Consider the following 18,141-nt stretch of genomic DNA (forward strand, 5'->3'; position numbering starts at 1 on the left):
GGTCGGCGGTGCGGGTCGGGAGCGGCGTACGAGTCGAGGGCCGTGTCGTTGCCGAGGGTCGCGGTGAAGACCAGCCGGCCCGCCTGGGTTCCGGTGACCGTGGCGAACCCGGTCTCGGGGCGGTGGTCCGCGGTCAGTACGCAGGGGCTGTCGTACTCGGCGTACCGGGCGAAGGCGGCGTGCACGCGCAGTGCGTGGAAGGAGCCGGGGTGGCTGGCGGCAGCGGCGGCCTGGCAGGCGGCCTCCAGCAGCACCATGCCCGGTACGTGGTCGACGGGGTGGTCGAACATCGTGGGGTGCGAGGTGTCCGCGCGCACGTGCCAGACGTCGCGCCGGCCCGTCGGGGCGAGGACCACGTCCAGCGCCGAGCTGCGGCCGACGTACTCGGGGCAGACCGGTGCGGGGAGGAGAGGGCCCTGTCCGGCCGCGCGGTGCTGGGCGCCGCGCAGCCGTCGGTAGACGGCGGGGGCGACGGCGGTGAAGGAGGCGCTGCCGGCGGCGAAGGGCCGGCCGTCCCGCAAGAGGGTCACCTCGGTTCTGAAGCCGGCCACCCGTCTTCCCTTGTGTGTGAACTCGGTGCACGAGGCCTGGAGTTGGACGTCTGTCGGGCTGCTGCCGACCCGGATGCCGTCGCGGCTGGTGCGGTAGGACAGCTCGCTCATCACGAAGGCGTGGCCGAACGGGATGCCGTACTCGGCGTGGGCCAGAACAAAAACGGACTGTCGGATTGTTTCCGCGACAAGCGACGGCATGTGGTGGGAGCTCGAAGGAGGGGTGAAGAAGCTGTGGCAGCGCGGCCACTGTGCGGCCAGCTCGTAGGTGTCGTCTCCCCGGCTCTCCCAGTCGGTGACGAAGACCTCGCTGATCGCTGCCCGGTGGACGAGTTCCCGGGGTGCGGTGGCGCTGAAACCGGGCGCTCGCACCGGAGTTGCCCCGCTTTCGGTGCGGTGCGGCGCGGTGGTCGGTGCGAGGGCTGCCGGCTGGGCGGGCACGGCGAACTGGGTGGGTGCGGTAAGGGTCATGGCTCCTCCGAGGTGCGTCACGGTGATGCGCGGGCGGGGTTGCTGCCATGGAGCTGATCGGTACGTTAAAAACTGGACGGTCTTTTTTCAATACCCTGGTGGATACTGGATGAGCGAAAAGCGGACTGCTGGGTAGGGAACGATCGGCAGCACGGCAAGTCGGAAGGACGGGAGTGTGCCGATGGCACAGCAGGAGCGCGCGGTGCGCACCAGGGCAGCGATCGTGCGGGCAGCGGCGGAGGTCTTCGGCGACATCGGCTACGAGGTCGCCACGATCGCCGACATCCTCAAGCTGGCGGGAGTCACCAAGGGGGCGCTCTACTTCCACTTCGCGTCGAAACGGGAGCTGGCGCAGGCGGTGCTCGACGAGCAGGTGCACGCCGTGCCGGAGCTTCCGCACGAGCCGATCCACCTCCAACTCCTCTTCGACCAGGGGATGTTGCTCGCCCATCTGCTCAAGTTCGATCCCTTGGTGCGGGGTTCGGTGCGGCTCACCATCGAGCGCGGCGGGCACGAGGGGCCGGACCGCAGAGGCCCGTACCTGCGCTGGGCCGAGGTCACCGGGGAGCAGCTCGAACGGGCCCGGGAGAGCGGGGAGTTGCTGCCGCACGCGGACGTCGACCAGGTTGCCCAGCTCTTCGTCGGAGCGTTCGCCGGGGTGCAGGGAATGTCGCAGGCGCTGACGAACTACGACGATGTGGCCGAGCGTGCCGCGGTGCTGTACCAGAGCGTCCTGCCCGCCGTGGCGGTGCCTTCCGTGCTCGGCCGACTGGATCTGCGGCCCGATCGCGGCGAGCGGGTGATGGAGCGCGTCGTACGGGAGGGTCGCGCTCCGGACGCCCTGCGGAGCGCCTCGTGAGCGCCCGGCCGACCTCATGACGGTGGTGATCACCGGGGCCACCGGGACAGTGGGTCGCGAGGTCGCGCGCCGGCTCGTTTCCGCGGGGAGGCCGGTCAGGCTGCTCGCCCGGCGGGCGGAGGGGCTGCGGCGGTTGCGCGGCGAACTGCTGCCCGCGGCCCGCGCCGGGGTCGAGGCGGTGCCAGTCGACCTGGGCGACCGGCAGGGGCTGGAGCGCGCACTCCGCGGGGCACGCGCCGTACTGGTGGTGACCAGCGATCCGCTCAGTCCGGAGCACGACGCACTGCTGGTGGCGGCGGCGAACCGGGAGAGCACGGCGGCAGCGCGCCGCCGGGACGGTACGCGCGGCGGGGAGAGACCGGACGGTACGGGCGGAGCCGTGCACCTGGTGAAGCTCTCCGCGCTCGCGGTGACCGACCCGTACGCCGACGACCTCCTGACCCGCTGGCAGCGCGAGAACGAGGACCGTGTCCGGGAGTCGGGGCTGCCGTGGACGCTGCTGCGGCCGCGGGCCTTCATGAGCAACACCCTGTCCTGGGCCCCCGGCATCCGGGACGAGCGCACCGTGCGGGCGTACGGGGGGCAGGCGCGCAACGCGTGCGTGGATCCGCGGGACATCGCCGAAGCCGCCGCGGCTGCGCTGGGCGACCCCGCGCACCACGGGCGGACCCACCACCTCACCGGCCCCGAAGCGCTGTCGGCGGCCGAACAGACCGAGCAGCTGGGCCGGTTGCTCGACACCGGGCTCACCCTCGTCGAGCTCAGCCGTGCCCAGGCCGAGGCCGCACTGCGTGCCCGCTGGCCGGAGCCGGTCGCGGTCGCGCTGCTCGCGAGCGCGGAGCGCCTGCGCGCCGGCAGCAAGGCCGGTACGGAGCCGGGAGTGGCGCGGGCGACCGGCCGCGTGCCCACGTCCTTCGCACAGTGGGCCGCCGACCACCGCACCGCCTTCGCCTGAGCCCCACGCCGGCGCGTACGGCGGCGCGCAGGCCCCAGACGATGCCTCGTCCCCAGCCGACGCGTACGCCCCCGTGGGCGCCCCCGCCCCCGCGGCGTGCGGAAACGCCCGCGGGCAGCGCTGTCGGCTGCTGCCCGCGGGCGTGGGAACGCCGGACGACCTCGGCCGGGGTCAGCCGCGTACGCCCACGTACCGGCCCATGGCCGCCGCCGCGTGGTCCACGAAGGCGGCCGGGTCCTCGCCGAAGGCGGCGATGTGCCCGAACACCGAGAAGCCGGTCATGCCGAAGAGCTGCGTCCAGGCGACCAGCAGCCGCGCGACGACCGGCTCGGGCAGGCCCTGGGCCATGCCCTCGGCCAGCCCGCGCACCGCGTCGGCCACCGGTCCGGGCAGCTCCTCCTCCGTGCCGGTCTCCAACGCGCCCTGCTCGGCGGCGTGTTGGAGCGTGCCGATCAGGGCCATGGCGGTACGGGCGCCGGCGACCATGGTCTCGGGCGGCGCGTCGTAGCCGGGGATGTTGGTGCCGTAGATGAGCTCGTACTCCTGCGGGTGGTCCGTCGCCCAGTCCCGTACGGCGCGGCAGACCGCGACCCAGCGGGCCAGCGGTGCGGCGTCGCCGGCCGCGCTCTCGCGCACGGCCTGTTCGGCTCGCTCGCCCATGCCGCCGTAGGCATCGACGACCAGTGCGGTGAGCAGGGCGTCGCGGGAGGCGAAGTGCCGGGCGAAATCGGTCTCGGTCATGTCGAGCGCGGTGCGGACGGACTCCGGCGTGAGCACCAGCGCGCCGTTGCGGTGCAGCTGGCGGGTGCCCTCCGCCTTGATGGCTTCGACGGCCCCCGCGGCGTCGGTCGCGCCGGCGGTCCGGTCGTGGTGTGCGGCTTCAGTCGTCATACGGCCAACATGAAGTCTCCGTACGGCGTCCGCCACCGCCGTACGGAGACTTCGTTACCTTCGCGGGGGTCCGCTCAGCTCCAGTCGGCCGACACCCCCGTCGTACGCTCGCCCAGCACCAGTACGGTCGCCGCGACGACCACCATCACCACCGCGACGGTGCCGAAGAGCCACACCGGCCCCGCCGAGTCCAGCACCGGCAGCAGGGCGAACGGGATGGCCGCGGCGCTCAGCTTGGACAGCGAGTACGCGGTGCCCGCCGCGGTGGCGCGGATGCTGGTCGGGTACTGCTCGGCCAGATACACGTGCGAGACGGTGGAGAAGACGTTGCTCAGCAGCGTGAAGGTGAAACCGAACGCGACGATCCAGGCACCCGTGTCGGCGAAGGCGAAGCCCAGCCCGCAGGCGGCCATGGCGACGGCGGAGAGCGCCACCAGGAGCTTGCGCTCGATCCGGTCCATGATCGGCACCGAGAGCAGCGAGCCCACCGGATAGCCGACGAAGGACAGCGCCGCGAAGCTGATGCCCTCCAGGATTCCGTACCCCTTGGCCGCCAGGACCAGCGGGGCGAGGGTGCCGAAGCCGTAGTAGCCGACGACGGACAGCCCGCACAGCACCCACAGCATCGTGGTGCGCCGCCGGTAGCGGCGGCCGAACAGGTCCCGCAGCCGGGTGTTGGGCTTCGTCGTGGGCGCCGCCGCCGGCTCGGGCTCGGGCAGCCGGTTGCCGTTCGCGACGGCCTCCGACTCCATCGTGGTGACCAGGCGGTCGGCCTCCTCGCGACGGCCGACCGAGGCCAGCCAGCGCGGTGACTCGATCATGCCGCGGCGCAGCACCCACACCACGAAGGCGCCGAGCGCGCCGAGCACGAACAGCCAGCGCCAGCCGTCGATCCCCAGCGGGGCGAGCGGCACCAGCCACAGCGCCGCGAAGCCGACCGCCGGCACGCCGCAGAAGCACAGCGTGTACGCCCAGGCGATGAACCTGCCGCGCTTCCTCGCCGGCAGGGTCTCCGACAAGTAGCAGTCGGAGAGGGCCTGTTCGGCGCCGATGCCCATGCCCGCGATGAAACGGGTGACGATCAGCCAGGCCGCGTTCGGCGAGAACGCCCCGGCCAGGGTGAAGAACGAGTACAGCCCGAGGTTGATCATGAAGGCGCGGCGCCGGCCCAGCTTGTCGCCGACCCTGCCGAGCAGCAGCGAGCCGAAGAACTGGCCGAGGAACGCGGAGGCGAGCGCCAGCTTCAGCGCCGTGCTGTCCATCGCGAACTCGGTCTGCATGACCTGTGCGATCGTCCCCGACAGATGGTTGTCGAAGCTGTCGAAGAACAGGCCGATGCCGATGACCAGCGTCAGCTTCCGGTGCGTGGGGGTGATCGGCAGCCGGTCCATACGGGCGCCGATCGCCTCGGGCGAGCTGCCGCCCGGGGCGGCGGGGGAGGCGGTTTCGACAGGCGAGGACGGCCCGCCCGTACCGGCCTCCAGTGTGGTGACGGGCGTCGGCCCCGGGGCGACGTCCGTTCGGTGCTCTGCGGACATCAGCTCACTTGCCCCTGCCGGACGGGTGCGGAGACCTTGTGCAGGAACGAGGCCACCTCACGGTAGGAACGGAAGAAGCCCACCTCGCGATAGGGGATGCCGCGCTCGGCGCAGTACTCCATCGTCAACTCCCGTGCCCTGCGCAGGCTCTTCTGCGGCATCGCGGGGAACAGGTGGTGTTCGATCTGGTAGTTGAGGCCGCCGTAGAGGAAGTCCATCAGCAGCGAGGGGCGGATGTTGCGCGAGGTGAGGACCTGGCGCTCCAGCCAGCCGAGGCTCTCCTCCTCGCCGTCGCGCAGCTCCATGCCCTTGTGGTTCGGCGCGAAGATCATGCCGAAGTACACGCCCTGGCAGGCCTGTTGGACGACGACGAAGGCGATCGCCTGGAGCGGGGTGAGTATCCAGAACACCAGGCCGAGGTAGAGCGTCGCGCGGGCGGCGATGAGCGCGGCCTCCAGTACGGGCTGCTTCACCTCGCGGCGGGCGATGGCGCGGTAGGCCGTCATCTGCATCTTGAACAGCTCGCACACCAGGAGCACGAAGAACAGCGTGCTCTGGTAGCGCACGATGAAGCGCTGACGGCGGGTGCGGGTGGCGTACTGCTTGGTGTCGAAGATCGCCGTCCGTCGGCCGATGTCCGGATCGAGCTCGAGGTGGTTGGGGTGGGAGTGGTGGCGGTTGTGGTGGTTGACCCACCAGCCGTAGCTGATGCCGTTGACGAAGTTGGCGTGCGCGTAGCCGACGATGTTCGCGAGAGTCTTGCTGCGGACCATCGACTTGTGGCCCGCGTCGTGCCACATGAAGCTCGACTGGCCGCCGCAGAAGCCCATCCACGCGGCGACGAGCAGGGTCCACCAGCTGGCGCCCAGGGCGAAGAAGGCGGCCAGGCCGGCCAGCAGGAGCGTGGTGTTGAGCGCCAACTTGAAGGCGTAGTAACGGGGTTGCAGGTCAAGGAGACCCTCCGCCTTGACCCGTCGCAGCAGCTCGGCGAACGAGGCGGACTGGCCCGACTTCGCGTCGGCCGTGCTCCCTGCTGGGGTGTTTGTGGTGTGCTGCGCTGACTGCATACAGGTGATCTCCTTGAGTCACCGCGCCCGGTGGGCGGCGGAGCGATGGGAGGCCTCGACACGCTCCGCTCGGGGCCTGATACGCCGCTGACTCGCTTCTGACGGGCGCCGGGGGCGTACGCCGGGAAGACGGGCGCCGGGCGGCACGCGGGCGTACGGGGCGTACGAGGCGTACGAGGCGCCGGGCACGGGGCGGTGGCCGGCTGCGTGTCAACGCCGTGTCAGCGGACCCGGGCACGGTGCGGAGGGAACGAATGTCCCTACCACGCCGCGATTTGGAGCGCTCCTGATGACCACCGAGGCAGCGAAAGACCGGAACACCGCACCACCCCCCGGCGCTGGGGCTACCTGGGGAACCCTGTTCGTGGTGCTGGTGGGCGCCTTCATCACCGTCCTCGACTACTTCATCGTCAACGTGGCGGTCCCCTCCGTACAGAGCGATCTGGGCGCCACCGCCTCCCAGTCCCAGCTGGTGATCGTCGGCTACGGCGTGGCCTTCACGGCGGGGATGATCACCGGTGGTCGGCTCGGCGACCTGTACGGGCGCCGCCGGATGTACTCGCTCGGGCTCGCCCTGTTCACCCTGGCTTCCCTGGCGTGCGGCCTCGCACCCGACCCGGAGACGCTGATCGCGGCCCGGATCGCCCAGGGCATCGCCGCGGCGCTGCTGGTGCCGCAGGTGCTGGGCATCCTCAGCTCGACGTACGAGGGGGAGCGGCGCGGCAAGGCGTTCAACGCGTACGGTCTCGCGGTCGGCATGGCCGGTGTCTTCGGCCAGCTCGTCGGCGGACTGCTCATCAGCAGCGACATCGCGGGGCTCGGCTGGCGGACGATCTTCCTGATCAACCTGCCGGTCTGCCTGGTCGCGCTGGTCTGCACCCGCAAGTACGTGCCGGAGTCCCGCGGCGACAGCACGGCGCGGCTGGACGTGCTGGGCGCGATCCTGGTGACCGTGGCGCTGGTGGCGGTCGTGCTGCCGCTGGTGCACGGGCACGAGCACAACTGGCCGGCCTGGGGCTGGGTGGTGCTGGCGGCGTCGGTGCCGCTGCTGCTGCTGTTCGTCGCGCACCAGCGCAGGCTCAGCTCCACGGGGCGCTCGCCGCTGATCGAGCTCGCCCTGTTCAGGGAGCGCAGCTTCTCGGTCGGGCTGCTGGCGATGGTCACCTACTTCATGGCGATGGGCTCGTTCTTCTTCCTGCTGGCGTACTTCCTCCAACAGGGCAGGGGCTACTCGCCGTTGGAGTCGGGCCTGATCTTCTTCCCGCTGGGCGTCGGCTACTTCGGGGCCACGATGCTCTCCGGCCGGCTGAGCCCGCGGGCGAACGGCCTGGGCCCGGCGACGCTGGGCGTCGGATACGCGCTGCTCGGCACGATGGTCCTGCTCCTCGGCGAGGGCACCTCCGTGGTGTGGACCGTGCCCGCGCTCATCGTCGCCGGCCTCGGGATGGGCATGACCACGGGGCCGCTCACCGGAGCGGTGCTCGCCGGGGTCTCCGAGCGGCACGCGGCCTCGGCGTCGGGTGCGGTCAACACCATGCAGGAGGGCGGCGCGGCGCTCGGCGTGGCGATCGCCGGCACGGTGTTCTTCCCGGTGCTCACCCGCAGCGACTCCTTCGACCAGGCCTTCGTGCTCGGTCTCGCCCCGCTGGTCGTCTTCTGCGCGGCGGCTGCGGCGCTGTGGCGCGGGATGCACCCCGCCTCCGCCGAGGGCGGTGCGGCCGGCGAGCCGCCGTCCGGTGCCGAGGGCGGCCCGGAAGCCGGCGGCACGGGCGCGGACGGCCCCGGTACGGGCGCCGAGGGCGGCGAGAACGACCGGCCGGCGGCCCGGGAGACGGTCGGGTAGCCGCAACGGCGCGGTCCGACAGGGACGTTCGACGGCGGGCGTCGCGGTGCACCGAGCACCGCGGCGCCCGCCGTCGTGCTCTCCGGCGCGCAGCCGTACGGGCGCGCCCGGCGGCGGCCCCGACACCTGCGCGCGGGCGCGGAAGCGGGCACGTATGCCCGGCGCCGGCCCCGACACGTACGCCCCGTCGCGGGACCGGCGGCCGTCCGCCCGGTGTCCGCGGGGCGGCGTCGGGGCGGCGGCGTGGCGCGATCAGCACCGCATCAGGGGCATGTCAGGTCCCGCTGTTTGCCTGGGCCCACTGCCTGTCGTTCGGATCTTCGCCGGGCTCGCGACGCCTGGTGGCCACCGCTCCCCGATCCGGCAAGACCCTAACGACAGGCTCCGGCCCACACACCACGTCCTGACACTCATCACGGGGGTTTCCATGACATACGCGGCATCGAGTTCCGAGCGCATAGGACTCCTGCCCGCCCTGGAGCGGCAGGAGGTGCTGGAGACGCTCGCCGTCCGGCACTTCAAGGCGGCCCTGCTGATGGAGGACGAGGAGGAACTCCCCCTGGACGCCAGCTTCTTCGACATCGGGCTGACGTCCCTTCGCCTGATGGACGTCAAGCAGAGCCTGGAACGGGAGCTCGGCCTTGAGATCGACTCCACGGCCCTGTTCAACCAGCCCACCGTCGAGCAGCTCGTCGAGTACCTGAGCGGCATTCTGGAGGCCCGCGCATGAGTGAAGGCCAGCACCAGCCCGACCACGGGAGCCCGGAGCGCACTCTCGACGCCTATCTGCGGGAGGTGGCCGGCCCCGCCCGTGCCGAGCAGGCGGACGCGGACGAGCTGCTGAAGCGCAAGTACGAGCCGATCGCCGTCGTCGGCATCGGGCTGCGGTTCCCCGGCGGCAACGACTCGCTGGACGAGTTCGACGACTTCCTGCGCACGGGAGGCTCCGGCATCGTCCCGCTGCCCGAGGACCGTTGGAACGTCGAGCAGTTCACTCCCGAGGACCCGGCCGACCCCGAGGAGAAGGGGCGCATCAGGACCTCCGGCGGCGGCTTCCTGGACCGAATCGACCTCTTCGACGCCCCGTTCTTCAACATCTCGCCCAAAGAGGCCCAGTACATCGACCCGCAGCAGCGGATGGTGCTGGAGACGGCCTGGAAGGCCCTGGAGCACGCCAACATCGACCCGACCGCCCTGCGCCGCGGCAACGGCGGCGTCTACATCGGCGCCAGCTCCATCGACTACGCGCTGGAGCTGGACGCCCTCCCGTACGACCAGCTGGACGGCCTGTTGGCGTCCGGCATCACGATGTTCCCGCTCTCCGGGCGGCTCTCCTACTTCCTGGGCTGGCGCGGGCCGAGCGTCAGCGTCGACACCGCCTGCTCCTCCTCGCTCGCCGCGCTCCACATGGCCGCGCAGGGGCTGCGCAACGGGGAGACCGACATCGCGCTGTGCGGCGGGGTGAACGCGCTGCACCACCCGCGCATCCCGGTGATGTTCAGCCACGCCAACATGCTTGCGCCGGACGGCCTCTGCAAGACCTTCGACGAGTCGGCCGACGGCTATGTGCGCGCCGAGGGCTGCGGAATCCTGGTGCTGAAGCGGCTGTCCGACGCGACCCGGGACGGCGACGACGTCCTCGCGGTGATCCGCGGCACCGCCGTCGGCCAGGACGGCGACAGCGCCGGTCTGACCGTGCCGAACGGCGTCGCGCAGGAAGCGGTGATGCGCCGCGCGCTGGAGGCCGCGCTGTTGGAGCCGGCCGACATCCAGTACGTGGAGGCGCACGGCACCGGTACGCCGCTGGGCGACCCGATCGAACTCGGCGCCATCAACGACGCGTTCGCCTCCGGACACTCCAAGGACTCGCCGCTGCTGGTCGGTTCGGTGAAGACCAACCTCGGGCACATGGAGCCGGCCTCCGGCGTGGTCGGCCTGATCAAGGCCGTGCTGCAACTGCGCAGCGGCACCGTCTATCCGCATCTGAACCTCGACAACCCCTCGGGCCGCATCCCCTGGGACGTCTACGCCGTCAAGGTGCCGAAGGAGTGCACGCCCTATCCGGCCGGAATCCGGCGGGCCCTGGTCAACAGCTTCGGCTTCGCCGGGACCATCGGCGCCGCCGTACTGGAGGAGGCCCCCCGACTGGCCGACGCCCAGCGCCCCGCCGCCGCCGCACCGGCAGCCGCCGCGACCGACGCCCAGCGCCCTGCCGCCGACGCGATCGCCGCCGCGCGCCCGCCCGCCGACGGGACGCCCGACGCCACCCCCGCCGCCGCGCCGCCCCGGCTGTTCGCCCTCTCCGCCAAGAGCGACGCCGCGCTGACCGCGCAACTCGCCCGATACCGCGAGCTGTTGGACGCACGCCCGGACCTCGACCTGGACGCGCTCTGCTTCACCGCCCAGACCGGCCGGGCGCACTTCTCCCACCGCGTCGCGCACCCCTTCACCGACCGCGACGACCTGCTCGCGCACCTCGACGAGGAGGCCGCAAAGGAGAAGCGGCCGGCCGCCCCGCGCATCCGCAGGACCGCGTTCCTGTTCACCGGACAGGGCTCGCAGTACCCGGGCATGGGCGCCGCGCTCTACCAGCGCCACCCGGTCTTCCGCGCCCTGGTCGACGAGTGCGACGCGCTCTTCGCGCCGCTGATCGGACGTTCGGTGCGGGAGCTGGTCACCAGCCACGACGTGACGGCCGAGGACCTGGGCGAGACCGCCCACACCCAGCCCGCGCTCTTCACCCTGGAGTACGCGCTGGCGGGACTCTGGACCTCCTGGGGGGTACGGCCGCAGGCCCTGATCGGCCACAGCATCGGCGAGGTGGTCGCCGCGGCCGTCGCCGGGCTGTTCACGCTGCCGGACGCGGTGACCCTGGTCGCCGCCCGATCCCGGCTGATGCAGTCGGTGCGCGCCGACGGCACGATGGCCGCGGTGTCCGCACCCGCGGAGGATGTCGAACCGCTGCTCGCGGACCACCCCGAACTGGCGCTCGCCGCCGTGAACGCGCCCGACCAGTGCGTGATCTCCGGAGCGCGCGCCTCGGTCGACGAGGTCTGCGCCGGACTCGTCGAACAGGGCGTGCGGGTCAGCCCGTTGACGGTCTCGCACGCCTTCCACTCGCCGCAGATGGCCGAGGTGTTCGACGAGTTCCGCGCCGCGATCGCCGGTGTCTCCTTCCACGAGCCGAAGATCACCCTGATCTCCAACGTCACCGGCAGGCCCGCCAGGCTCGCCCAGATCGGCAACGCCGACTACTGGGTGCGCCACATCGGTGAGCCGGTGCGCTTCATGGACGGCATCCGCGCGGTGGCCAAGCGCGGACGGCACGCCCTGATCGAGATCGGCCCGTCCACCGCGCTCACCGCGCTCGCCAAACGCTGCGTGCCCGCCGACGACCACCTCTGGCTGCCCTCGTTGCAGAAGCGCCTGCCGGACGGGAGCGTGCTGCTCCGCTCGCTCGCGGACTACTACACCGCGGGCCTGACGGTCGGTTGGGACGGCTACCAGGGGGCTCACGCGCCGAACAGGGTGACGCTGCCCACGTACGCCTTCCAGCGCAGGCGGCACTGGCTGCCCGTCGCGCTTCCCTCGGCCGACAACGCCGGCGCGGCGGGACCGGCGACCCATCCGCTGCTGGGCACCGCGACCGACCCCGAAGCGGACCGGTTCGCCGCCGGCACACGGGAGTTCACCGCCGTACTGGGCGCGCGCCGACTGCCCGCGCTGGCCGGCTACCGCACCCCCGCCGGGGCCGAACTGCCGCCGGGGGCACACGTCGAGCTGCTGCTCGCGCTTCAGGACGCGGTGTACGGGCGCACCGACGCGGCTGTCCGCGCCCTGCGCCTCCACCGGCCGCTGCGGCTGCCCGAGGAGTCGGACACCGCCGCCACCGTCGAACTGCGCACCCGGCTGGTGCCGTTGCCCGACAGCGGCGCCGAGGTGCAGGTGGAGATCCTGAGCGGGCACGGCGAACAGGAGATCCTGCACGCGGACGCGCTGCTGGACCTGCGGCCGAGCCAGACGGGAGACCTGGCAACCCGCAAGCTGCTGCGCGCCGAGGCCGAGGCCGTCGAGGTGCTGGAGACCGTGGACGGCGTGGACGTCTACACCGACCTCACGGCTGCCGGGCACGAATTCGGCGCCCGGCTGGGGACGTTGGAGCAGGTCACCAGGTACCGGGGCGGCCTCCTCACGGGTGAGCTGTCCGTGCCGCCGGCCGGGGCACTGGACCAACTGCCGCTCGCCGCGCTCTCCGGCGCCCTGCACGCGCTGACCGTCACCGACCACGGGGCGCCGGCACTGGCGCCGGTGCGGTTCGGTGCGATCCGGCTCTACAAGAAGCCGCGCGCCGACCGCCTGCGGGTGCTCGCCCGCATCCGGGAGAACGCCGGCGCCCGCAGCGGGTCCGATCCGCGTGCGGACGGACGACGGATCGCCGACCTGCTGCTGATGGAGGGCGACCAGCCGGTGGCCCTGTTCGCGGACGTCGAACTCGCCCGCGCCCAGGAGCCGGACCGGCAGCGGAACTTCCTGCACCGGCTGCGCTGGCTGCGGCGCGCCGCGGTGCCCGTCGAGGGTGCGCCCGGCGCGGAGCGCCACGCGGTCGCCGTACTGCCCGCCGACGCGCCCGCGCGAGGCCCCCTGGCCGAGCGGGCCGCGGCGGCCGGGGCCCGGCTGAGCACCGCGCAGGACACCGCGGCGCTGCGCGCGGCGCTGCGCGATCCGTCCGTGACGGAGGTGGTGTGGTTCTGGCGGCCGGGCGAGCAGCGCGAGACCGGCGGTCCGGCCTCGGCCGCGACCCTGCGCGCCGAGTGCGAGGACAACTACCGCCGACTGCTGGAGACCGTCGCCGCCCTGGCGGACGCCGCCGGCCGCGCTCCCCGGCTGTGGCTGGTGACCGAGCGCGCCCAGTGGCTGCCCGACGATCTGCCCGGCACGGGCGAGCAGTTGGCGGCCGGCACCCTGTGGGGCTTCGGCCACACCCTGCTCAACGAGTACCCGCAGTACCGTCCGACCCTGGTCGACCTGCCGGCCGGCGGCGACCCCGGCGGTCTGGTCGCCGAGTGGGCGGCGCCGCAGGAGGGCGAGTTCCAGATCGCCTTCCGCGACGGCTCCCGCCACGTGCGGCGGCTGCTGCCCGGCGACCGCTCGCCGGACTGGCCCGGCGGCTTCGAACTGCGGCCGTCAGCAGCCGGGGAGCACGCCGAGATCGTCCCGGTTCCCGCCGCCGACCGGCCGCCGCTCGCCGGCGAGGTGCAGGTGCGGGTGTACGTCGCCGGGCTCTCGGCCGCCGACGTGCGGCGGTCCTCCGAAGGCGAGGACACCGTCCTCGGCACCGGCGCGAGCGGCGTCGTGCTGGCGGTGGGTGAGGGGGTCGGCCTGCCGGTCGGCAGCCAGGTGTTGCTGCGGACCGGGGGCACGCTCCGGCGCACGGTGACGGTCCCCGCCGGCGAGGTCTCGCCCGTACCCGCGGGCACCCCGCTGACCGAGGCGGCAGCCGCCCTCGCCGCCGAACTCGACGCCGCCGAACTCGACGCCGCCGAACTCGACGCCGCCGAGCTCGATGCTCCCCAACCCTCCCCGCCCGGCGCCGACTTGAACGGGCCCGACCGGCCGGCGGGCGAACTGCCCGGGGCCGGCGGCGACGCCCGTTCCGACGTGGTCTGCTACGGGCTGGAGGAGACGGACGAGGCGCTCGCCGCAGTCGCCCGCGGCGCCGCTCCCGGCACCGTGGTGGTCTGCCTCCACCCGGTCGCCGAACCGGGCCGCCGACCGGAAGCGGCGGCGGACGGCCCCGCCCGGACCCCGGCCCCCGACGGCGACGAGAACGTCGGCGTCCGTCCGGACCGGCTCTACCTGATCACCGGTGGTCTCGGCGGCCTCGGCCTGGTGACGGCCCGCAAGCTGGTGGATCTCGGGGCGCGGCACCTGGCCCTGGTCAGCCGCGGCGGCCGGGCGACGCCCGAAGCGGCGCCGGTGCTCGCGGAGTTGGAACAGCGAGCCGAGGTACGGCTGCTGCGCGCCGACGTCTCCCTGCCCGAGGACGTGAAGCGGCTGACCGCCGAACTCGGCGAGATCGCCGCGTCCGGATGTCCGGTGGGCGGCATCGTGCACGCGGCCGGCGCCATCGGCAAATCGCTGGTCTCCAACCTGACCTGGGAGGAGATCGACACCCAGTTCGGCCCCAAGGTCTACGGCGGCTGGCTGCTGCACGAGGCCGCCGAGTCCTTCCCCGAGCTGGACTTCTTCATCTCCTACTCCTCGATCGCCGCCGTCGTCGGCGGAGCCACCCAGGCGCACTACGCCGGGGCCAGCGCGTTCCTGGACGGGCTGACGGAGTGGCGGGCCCGGAAGGGTCTGCCGGCCACCTCCGCCAACTGGGGCGCCTGGGCTGCGGTGGGCATGTCGGCGCGGCTGGACGACTCGCTCGGCAAGGAGATCGTCCGAGGCGGCATCGCCTTCTTCTCGCCCTCCAGGGCGCTGCGCACCCTGGACCGGATGTGGCGCGAGGGCGCCGTACGACGGGTCGTGGGCGAGGTCGACTGGAATCGCTTCACCCAACTCTCGCCCGTGGACAACCGGTTGTACGCCCGGCTCGTCGCGCCGGGCACCGGCGGGGACGCCGAGGGGGGCGACGCTCTCGACGTGGCAGCCCTGGTGGCGCTGCCCGGCCGGGAGCGCGGCGCGGCCATCGCCGGCGTCGTCACCGAACGGGTGGCCGCCACTCTGCGGATGGCCCCCGACGATCCGCTGGACCCCACCGCGGAGTTCGTCTCGCTGGGGTTGGACTCGCTGATGGGGATGGAGGTCAAGAGCGGCCTGGAGAAGGCGTTCGGACTGGCGCTGCCCGCCTCGCTCGTCTTCGACCACCCGTCGGTCCAGCAGCTCAGCGACTTTCTGGAGAGCCAGCTCGTACCGCAGGAGGCAGCCGCATGACGGAGACGACAGCCACCACCACCCGGCGCGCCCCGGGCCTCCCGGCGGAAGGCGCCCAACCCGGGCCCGACGGGGGGACGCGGACGGGCTGGACGCTGGCCGCCCGCAGCGCCGAGCACGCGGCGCTGCGGCCGGACCACCCCGCCGTTCGCTGCGAGGACCGCACTCTCACCCACGCGGAACTGCACCGCTACAGCAACCGGCTGGCACACGGCCTGCGCGCGGCCGGAGTGGGTCGCGCGGACCGGGTCGCCTTCCTCGGCCGGGAGTCCGAGGACTACTACGCGCTGGTCCTCGCCTGCGCCAAGGCCGGCGCAGTCATGGTCCCGGTCAACTGGCGGCTCACCGGGGGCGAGGTGGACCACATCCTGCGCGACTCGGGCGCCCGACTCCTCTTCGTGGAGGAGGAGTTCGCCGCCGTCGCCGGGCGGATACTGCCCCGGCTGCCGGAAGTGAGGGAGGTCGTCAGCACCGACGGCCCCACCGACCGTGACGGCGACGGTGACGAGCCCGCCGACGGTGACGGCCCCGGTCGCGTCGGCCGTGGGGCCGGCCTCCGGCGCTGGTGCGCAGCCCACCCGGACACCGACCACTCCCCCGGCACCGGACCCGACGACCCCGTCGCGCAGATCTACACCAGCGGAACCACCGGCCTGCCCAAGGGTGTGGTGCTGGCCCAGCGGAGCTTCTTCACGCTGCCGCGGGCCATGCGTGCCGACGGTGTCGCGTGGATCGACTGGCTCCCGGAGGACGTCAACCTGATCTCGCTGCCCGGCTTCGGCATCGCCGGACTCGGCTGGTTCCTGCACGGCTTCAACGCGGGCGGCACCAACATCGTGATGCGGATGTTCGTCGCCAAGGAGGCGGTCGAGCTCATCGAGCGGCACCGGGTGACCACGACCTTCGCCGCTCCCGCGATGCTCGGGATGATGCTGGACGAACCCGCCGCCTCCGCCGAGGCGTTCGCCTCGCTGCGCAAGATCGCCTACGGTGCCGCGCCCATCTCGGAACCGCTGCTGCGTCGCAGCATGGAGGTCTTCGGCTGCGAGCTGGCACAGATCTACGCCAGTACGGAGACCGGGAGCGTCGCGGTCAGCCTGCCCCCGGAGGAGCACTACCCGGGCAATCCGCTGCTGCTCTCGGTCGGCCGCGCCTGCCCGGGGAACGAACTGCGGATCGTCGACCCGCAGGGGCAGGAGCTGCCGGCGGGCGAGATCGGCCAGGTGTGCATCCGTACGCCCTCGGCGATGCTCGGCTACTGGCGGCTGCCGGAGGTGACCGCCGCGACGCTCGTCGACGGCTGGCTGCACATGGGCGACGCCGGCTGTCTGGACGAGGCGGGGAACCTCTTCCTGTGCGACCGCATCAACGACACGATCATCGTGGGCGGTCAGAACGTCTACCCGGCCGAGGTGGAGAAGGCGCTCGCCGAGCATCCCGCGGTGGCCGACTCGGCGGTGGTCGGCCTGCCCGACCCGCGCTGGGGCGAGACGGTCCAGGCCGTGGTGGTGCTGCGCGAGGGCGCCGCGGCGACGCCCCGCCAGCTGCTGATGTTCCTGCACGGGCGCATCGCCGACTACAAGATCCCGTGCGACTACCGGTTCACCGACACCCTGCCCCGCAACCCCTCCGGCAAGGTGCTGCGGCGGGAGATACGCGAGCGGCTGCGCGAGCAGGCGGCGGCCGTCCCCGACCGGCCCTGACCCGCGCACCCGCCCATCCCGCCCATCCCGCACGCGCCGCACCGCACATCCGCCGCACGTATCCACCACGCGCGTCCACCGCACGGAGCGCGCCCGCCGCGCACCGAACCGGAGGCCGGCCCGAGCCGGCCCCGGCCCGGGGCGGGACCGCACCCGGTCGCGCTGACCACGACGCCACGAAGGGACCCACGCACATGGCCACATCAGACGCTCCCCGCACCGCCTCCGGCGGCGCGCCGACGGGGGCGGTCAACATCGGCGTTCTGCTGCCGACCAGGGAGCAGGCCATCACCGGCACGTTCGACGCCGATCCGCTGCTCCAATTCGCCCGCACCGCCGAGGAGTGGGGATTCGACTCGGTGTGGACCGGCGATTCGCTCGTCGCCCGGCCGCGGCTGGACCCGCTGGTGGTGCTCGCCGCGGCGGGCGCCGCGACCAGCCGCGTCACACTGGGCACGGCGGCCCTCACGCCCGCGCTGCGGCACCCGCTGATCGGCGCCAACATGCTCGCCAGCCTGGACCACGTCTGCGGCTCGCGGCTCGTACTGGGGCTGGGCTCGGGGTTCCCGGTGCCCGAGACGGAGGCCGAATTCGCCGCGGTGGGAGCCGAGTTCGGCGGCCGGGCCGGTCGTCTGGACGAGATCACCCGGCTCTGGCGCACTGCTTGGCGCAGCCACGAGCGGGGCGCTCCCACGGACTTCGAGGGCCGCTACTGGCAGGCCGAAGGGCTCGACCGGCTGCCCCGGACCCGCACCCCGGGCGGACCGCCGCTCTGGCTGGCCGGCAGCGACACCCCGCGCGTACTGGCCAGGGTGGCGCGCGAGTACGACGGCTGGCTGCCGTTCCTGCCCACCGCCGCGGCGTACGGGGCGGCGCGGCGCACTCTGGCCGAACTGACCGTGGCGCAGGGGCGCCCGGCGGACGCCGTCACGCCCGGCTTCTACGCGACCCTCACCGTCAACGACGACGAGGAGCGCGCCAAGGCGGAGCTGGAGCACTACGTCGAGCACTACTACGGCCGCTCCCTGGAGGCGATGGCGACCATCCAGGCGTACGGCTGGGGCAGCCCCGCCAAGTGCGCGCAGTGGCTCGCCGGCTACGTGCAACAGGGCGCCCGGCACATCGTGCTGCGGATCGGATCGCTCGACCCCGAGCCGCAGTTGAAGCAGATCGCCGAGGAGCTGCTGCCTGCCGTCCGCGCCCTCGGCCGACCCGGCGGGGCCGGCGCGTCAGCGCGGTCGTGACCGGATGCCAACCGGGTCGCCGGCGGCGGCAGCCCACTTCCAACGCACACCAAGGAGTCCACACGTGGGGGACAACCCAGCAC

General features: G+C 73.0%; 11 protein-coding genes. 7 read left to right on the top strand and 4 right to left on the bottom strand.

The window, feature by feature from the left end; all coding sequences use genetic code 11:
• Positions 1–1,022: ScbA/BarX family gamma-butyrolactone biosynthesis protein (locus JGS22_RS09375; protein ID WP_216814912.1), on the bottom strand; the 1,022-nt coding region annotated here is incomplete at its 3' end.
• A 181-nt stretch (positions 1,023–1,203) separates the two neighbouring features.
• On the opposite strand from JGS22_RS09375, the gene JGS22_RS09380 reads away from it, so the two are divergent.
• On the top strand, positions 1,204–1,881 hold the full coding sequence (locus JGS22_RS09380; RefSeq protein WP_211042813.1) for a ScbR family autoregulator-binding transcription factor: 678 nt from the start codon (positions 1,204–1,206) through the stop codon (positions 1,879–1,881).
• Between the two features lie 16 nt (positions 1,882–1,897).
• A complete protein-coding gene (locus JGS22_RS09385) occupies positions 1,898–2,836 on the top strand; it encodes an SDR family NAD(P)-dependent oxidoreductase (RefSeq protein ID WP_211042822.1) in 939 nt (312 codons plus the stop codon).
• Positions 2,837–3,007: 171 nt separating this feature from the next.
• Here the strand turns inward: JGS22_RS09385 and JGS22_RS09390 are convergent, their stop codons facing one another.
• From JGS22_RS09390 to JGS22_RS09400, 3 genes are all read right to left on the bottom strand, one after another.
• The gene (locus tag JGS22_RS09390; protein ID WP_211042824.1) at positions 3,008–3,727 is read right to left on the bottom strand and encodes a TetR/AcrR family transcriptional regulator; all 720 of its coding nucleotides are present in this window, start codon (positions 3,725–3,727) and stop codon (positions 3,008–3,010) included.
• Positions 3,728–3,801: 74 nt separating this feature from the next.
• Positions 3,802–5,265, bottom strand: a complete 1,464-nt coding sequence (locus JGS22_RS09395) for an MFS transporter (protein WP_211042826.1) — start codon at positions 5,263–5,265, stop codon at positions 3,802–3,804.
• Positions 5,265–6,332 (bottom strand): fatty acid desaturase family protein, encoded by a 1,068-nt coding sequence (locus JGS22_RS09400; protein ID WP_211042828.1) that lies wholly within the window; start codon positions 6,330–6,332, stop codon positions 5,265–5,267. Before JGS22_RS09400 ends, JGS22_RS09395 begins: the two co-directional genes overlap by 1 nt.
• A gap of 289 nt (positions 6,333–6,621) precedes the next feature.
• On the opposite strand from JGS22_RS09400, the gene JGS22_RS09405 reads away from it, so the two are divergent.
• The 5 genes from JGS22_RS09405 to JGS22_RS09425 all read left to right on the top strand — a co-directional run bounded on the left by JGS22_RS09405 (position 6,622) and on the right by JGS22_RS09425 (position 18,058).
• Positions 6,622–8,175: an MFS transporter gene (locus JGS22_RS09405; protein ID WP_211042830.1), complete on the top strand. Its 1,554-nt coding sequence runs from the start codon at positions 6,622–6,624 to the stop codon at positions 8,173–8,175.
• Positions 8,176–8,602: 427 nt separating this feature from the next.
• On the top strand, positions 8,603–8,905 hold the full coding sequence (locus JGS22_RS09410; protein ID WP_211042832.1) for an acyl carrier protein: 303 nt from the start codon (positions 8,603–8,605) through the stop codon (positions 8,903–8,905).
• Positions 8,902–15,111, top strand: coding sequence for a type I polyketide synthase (locus JGS22_RS09415; protein WP_216814913.1), 6,210 nt, complete (start codon positions 8,902–8,904; stop codon positions 15,109–15,111). Before JGS22_RS09410 ends, JGS22_RS09415 begins: the two co-directional genes overlap by 4 nt.
• Entirely contained in the window at positions 15,108–16,814 is a 1,707-nt protein-coding gene (locus JGS22_RS09420; RefSeq protein ID WP_211042953.1) for a long-chain-fatty-acid--CoA ligase, read from the top strand. Before JGS22_RS09415 ends, JGS22_RS09420 begins: the two co-directional genes overlap by 4 nt.
• 194 nt (positions 16,815–17,008) lie before the next feature.
• A complete protein-coding gene (locus tag JGS22_RS09425; protein WP_211042168.1) occupies positions 17,009–18,058 on the top strand; it encodes an LLM class flavin-dependent oxidoreductase in 1,050 nt (349 codons plus the stop codon).
• Positions 18,059–18,141 lie beyond the last annotated feature (83 nt).

It is taken from the genome of Streptomyces tardus (genome assembly GCF_018101125.2).
Taxonomy (GTDB): Bacteria; Actinomycetota; Actinomycetes; order Streptomycetales; family Streptomycetaceae; genus Streptomyces; species Streptomyces tardus.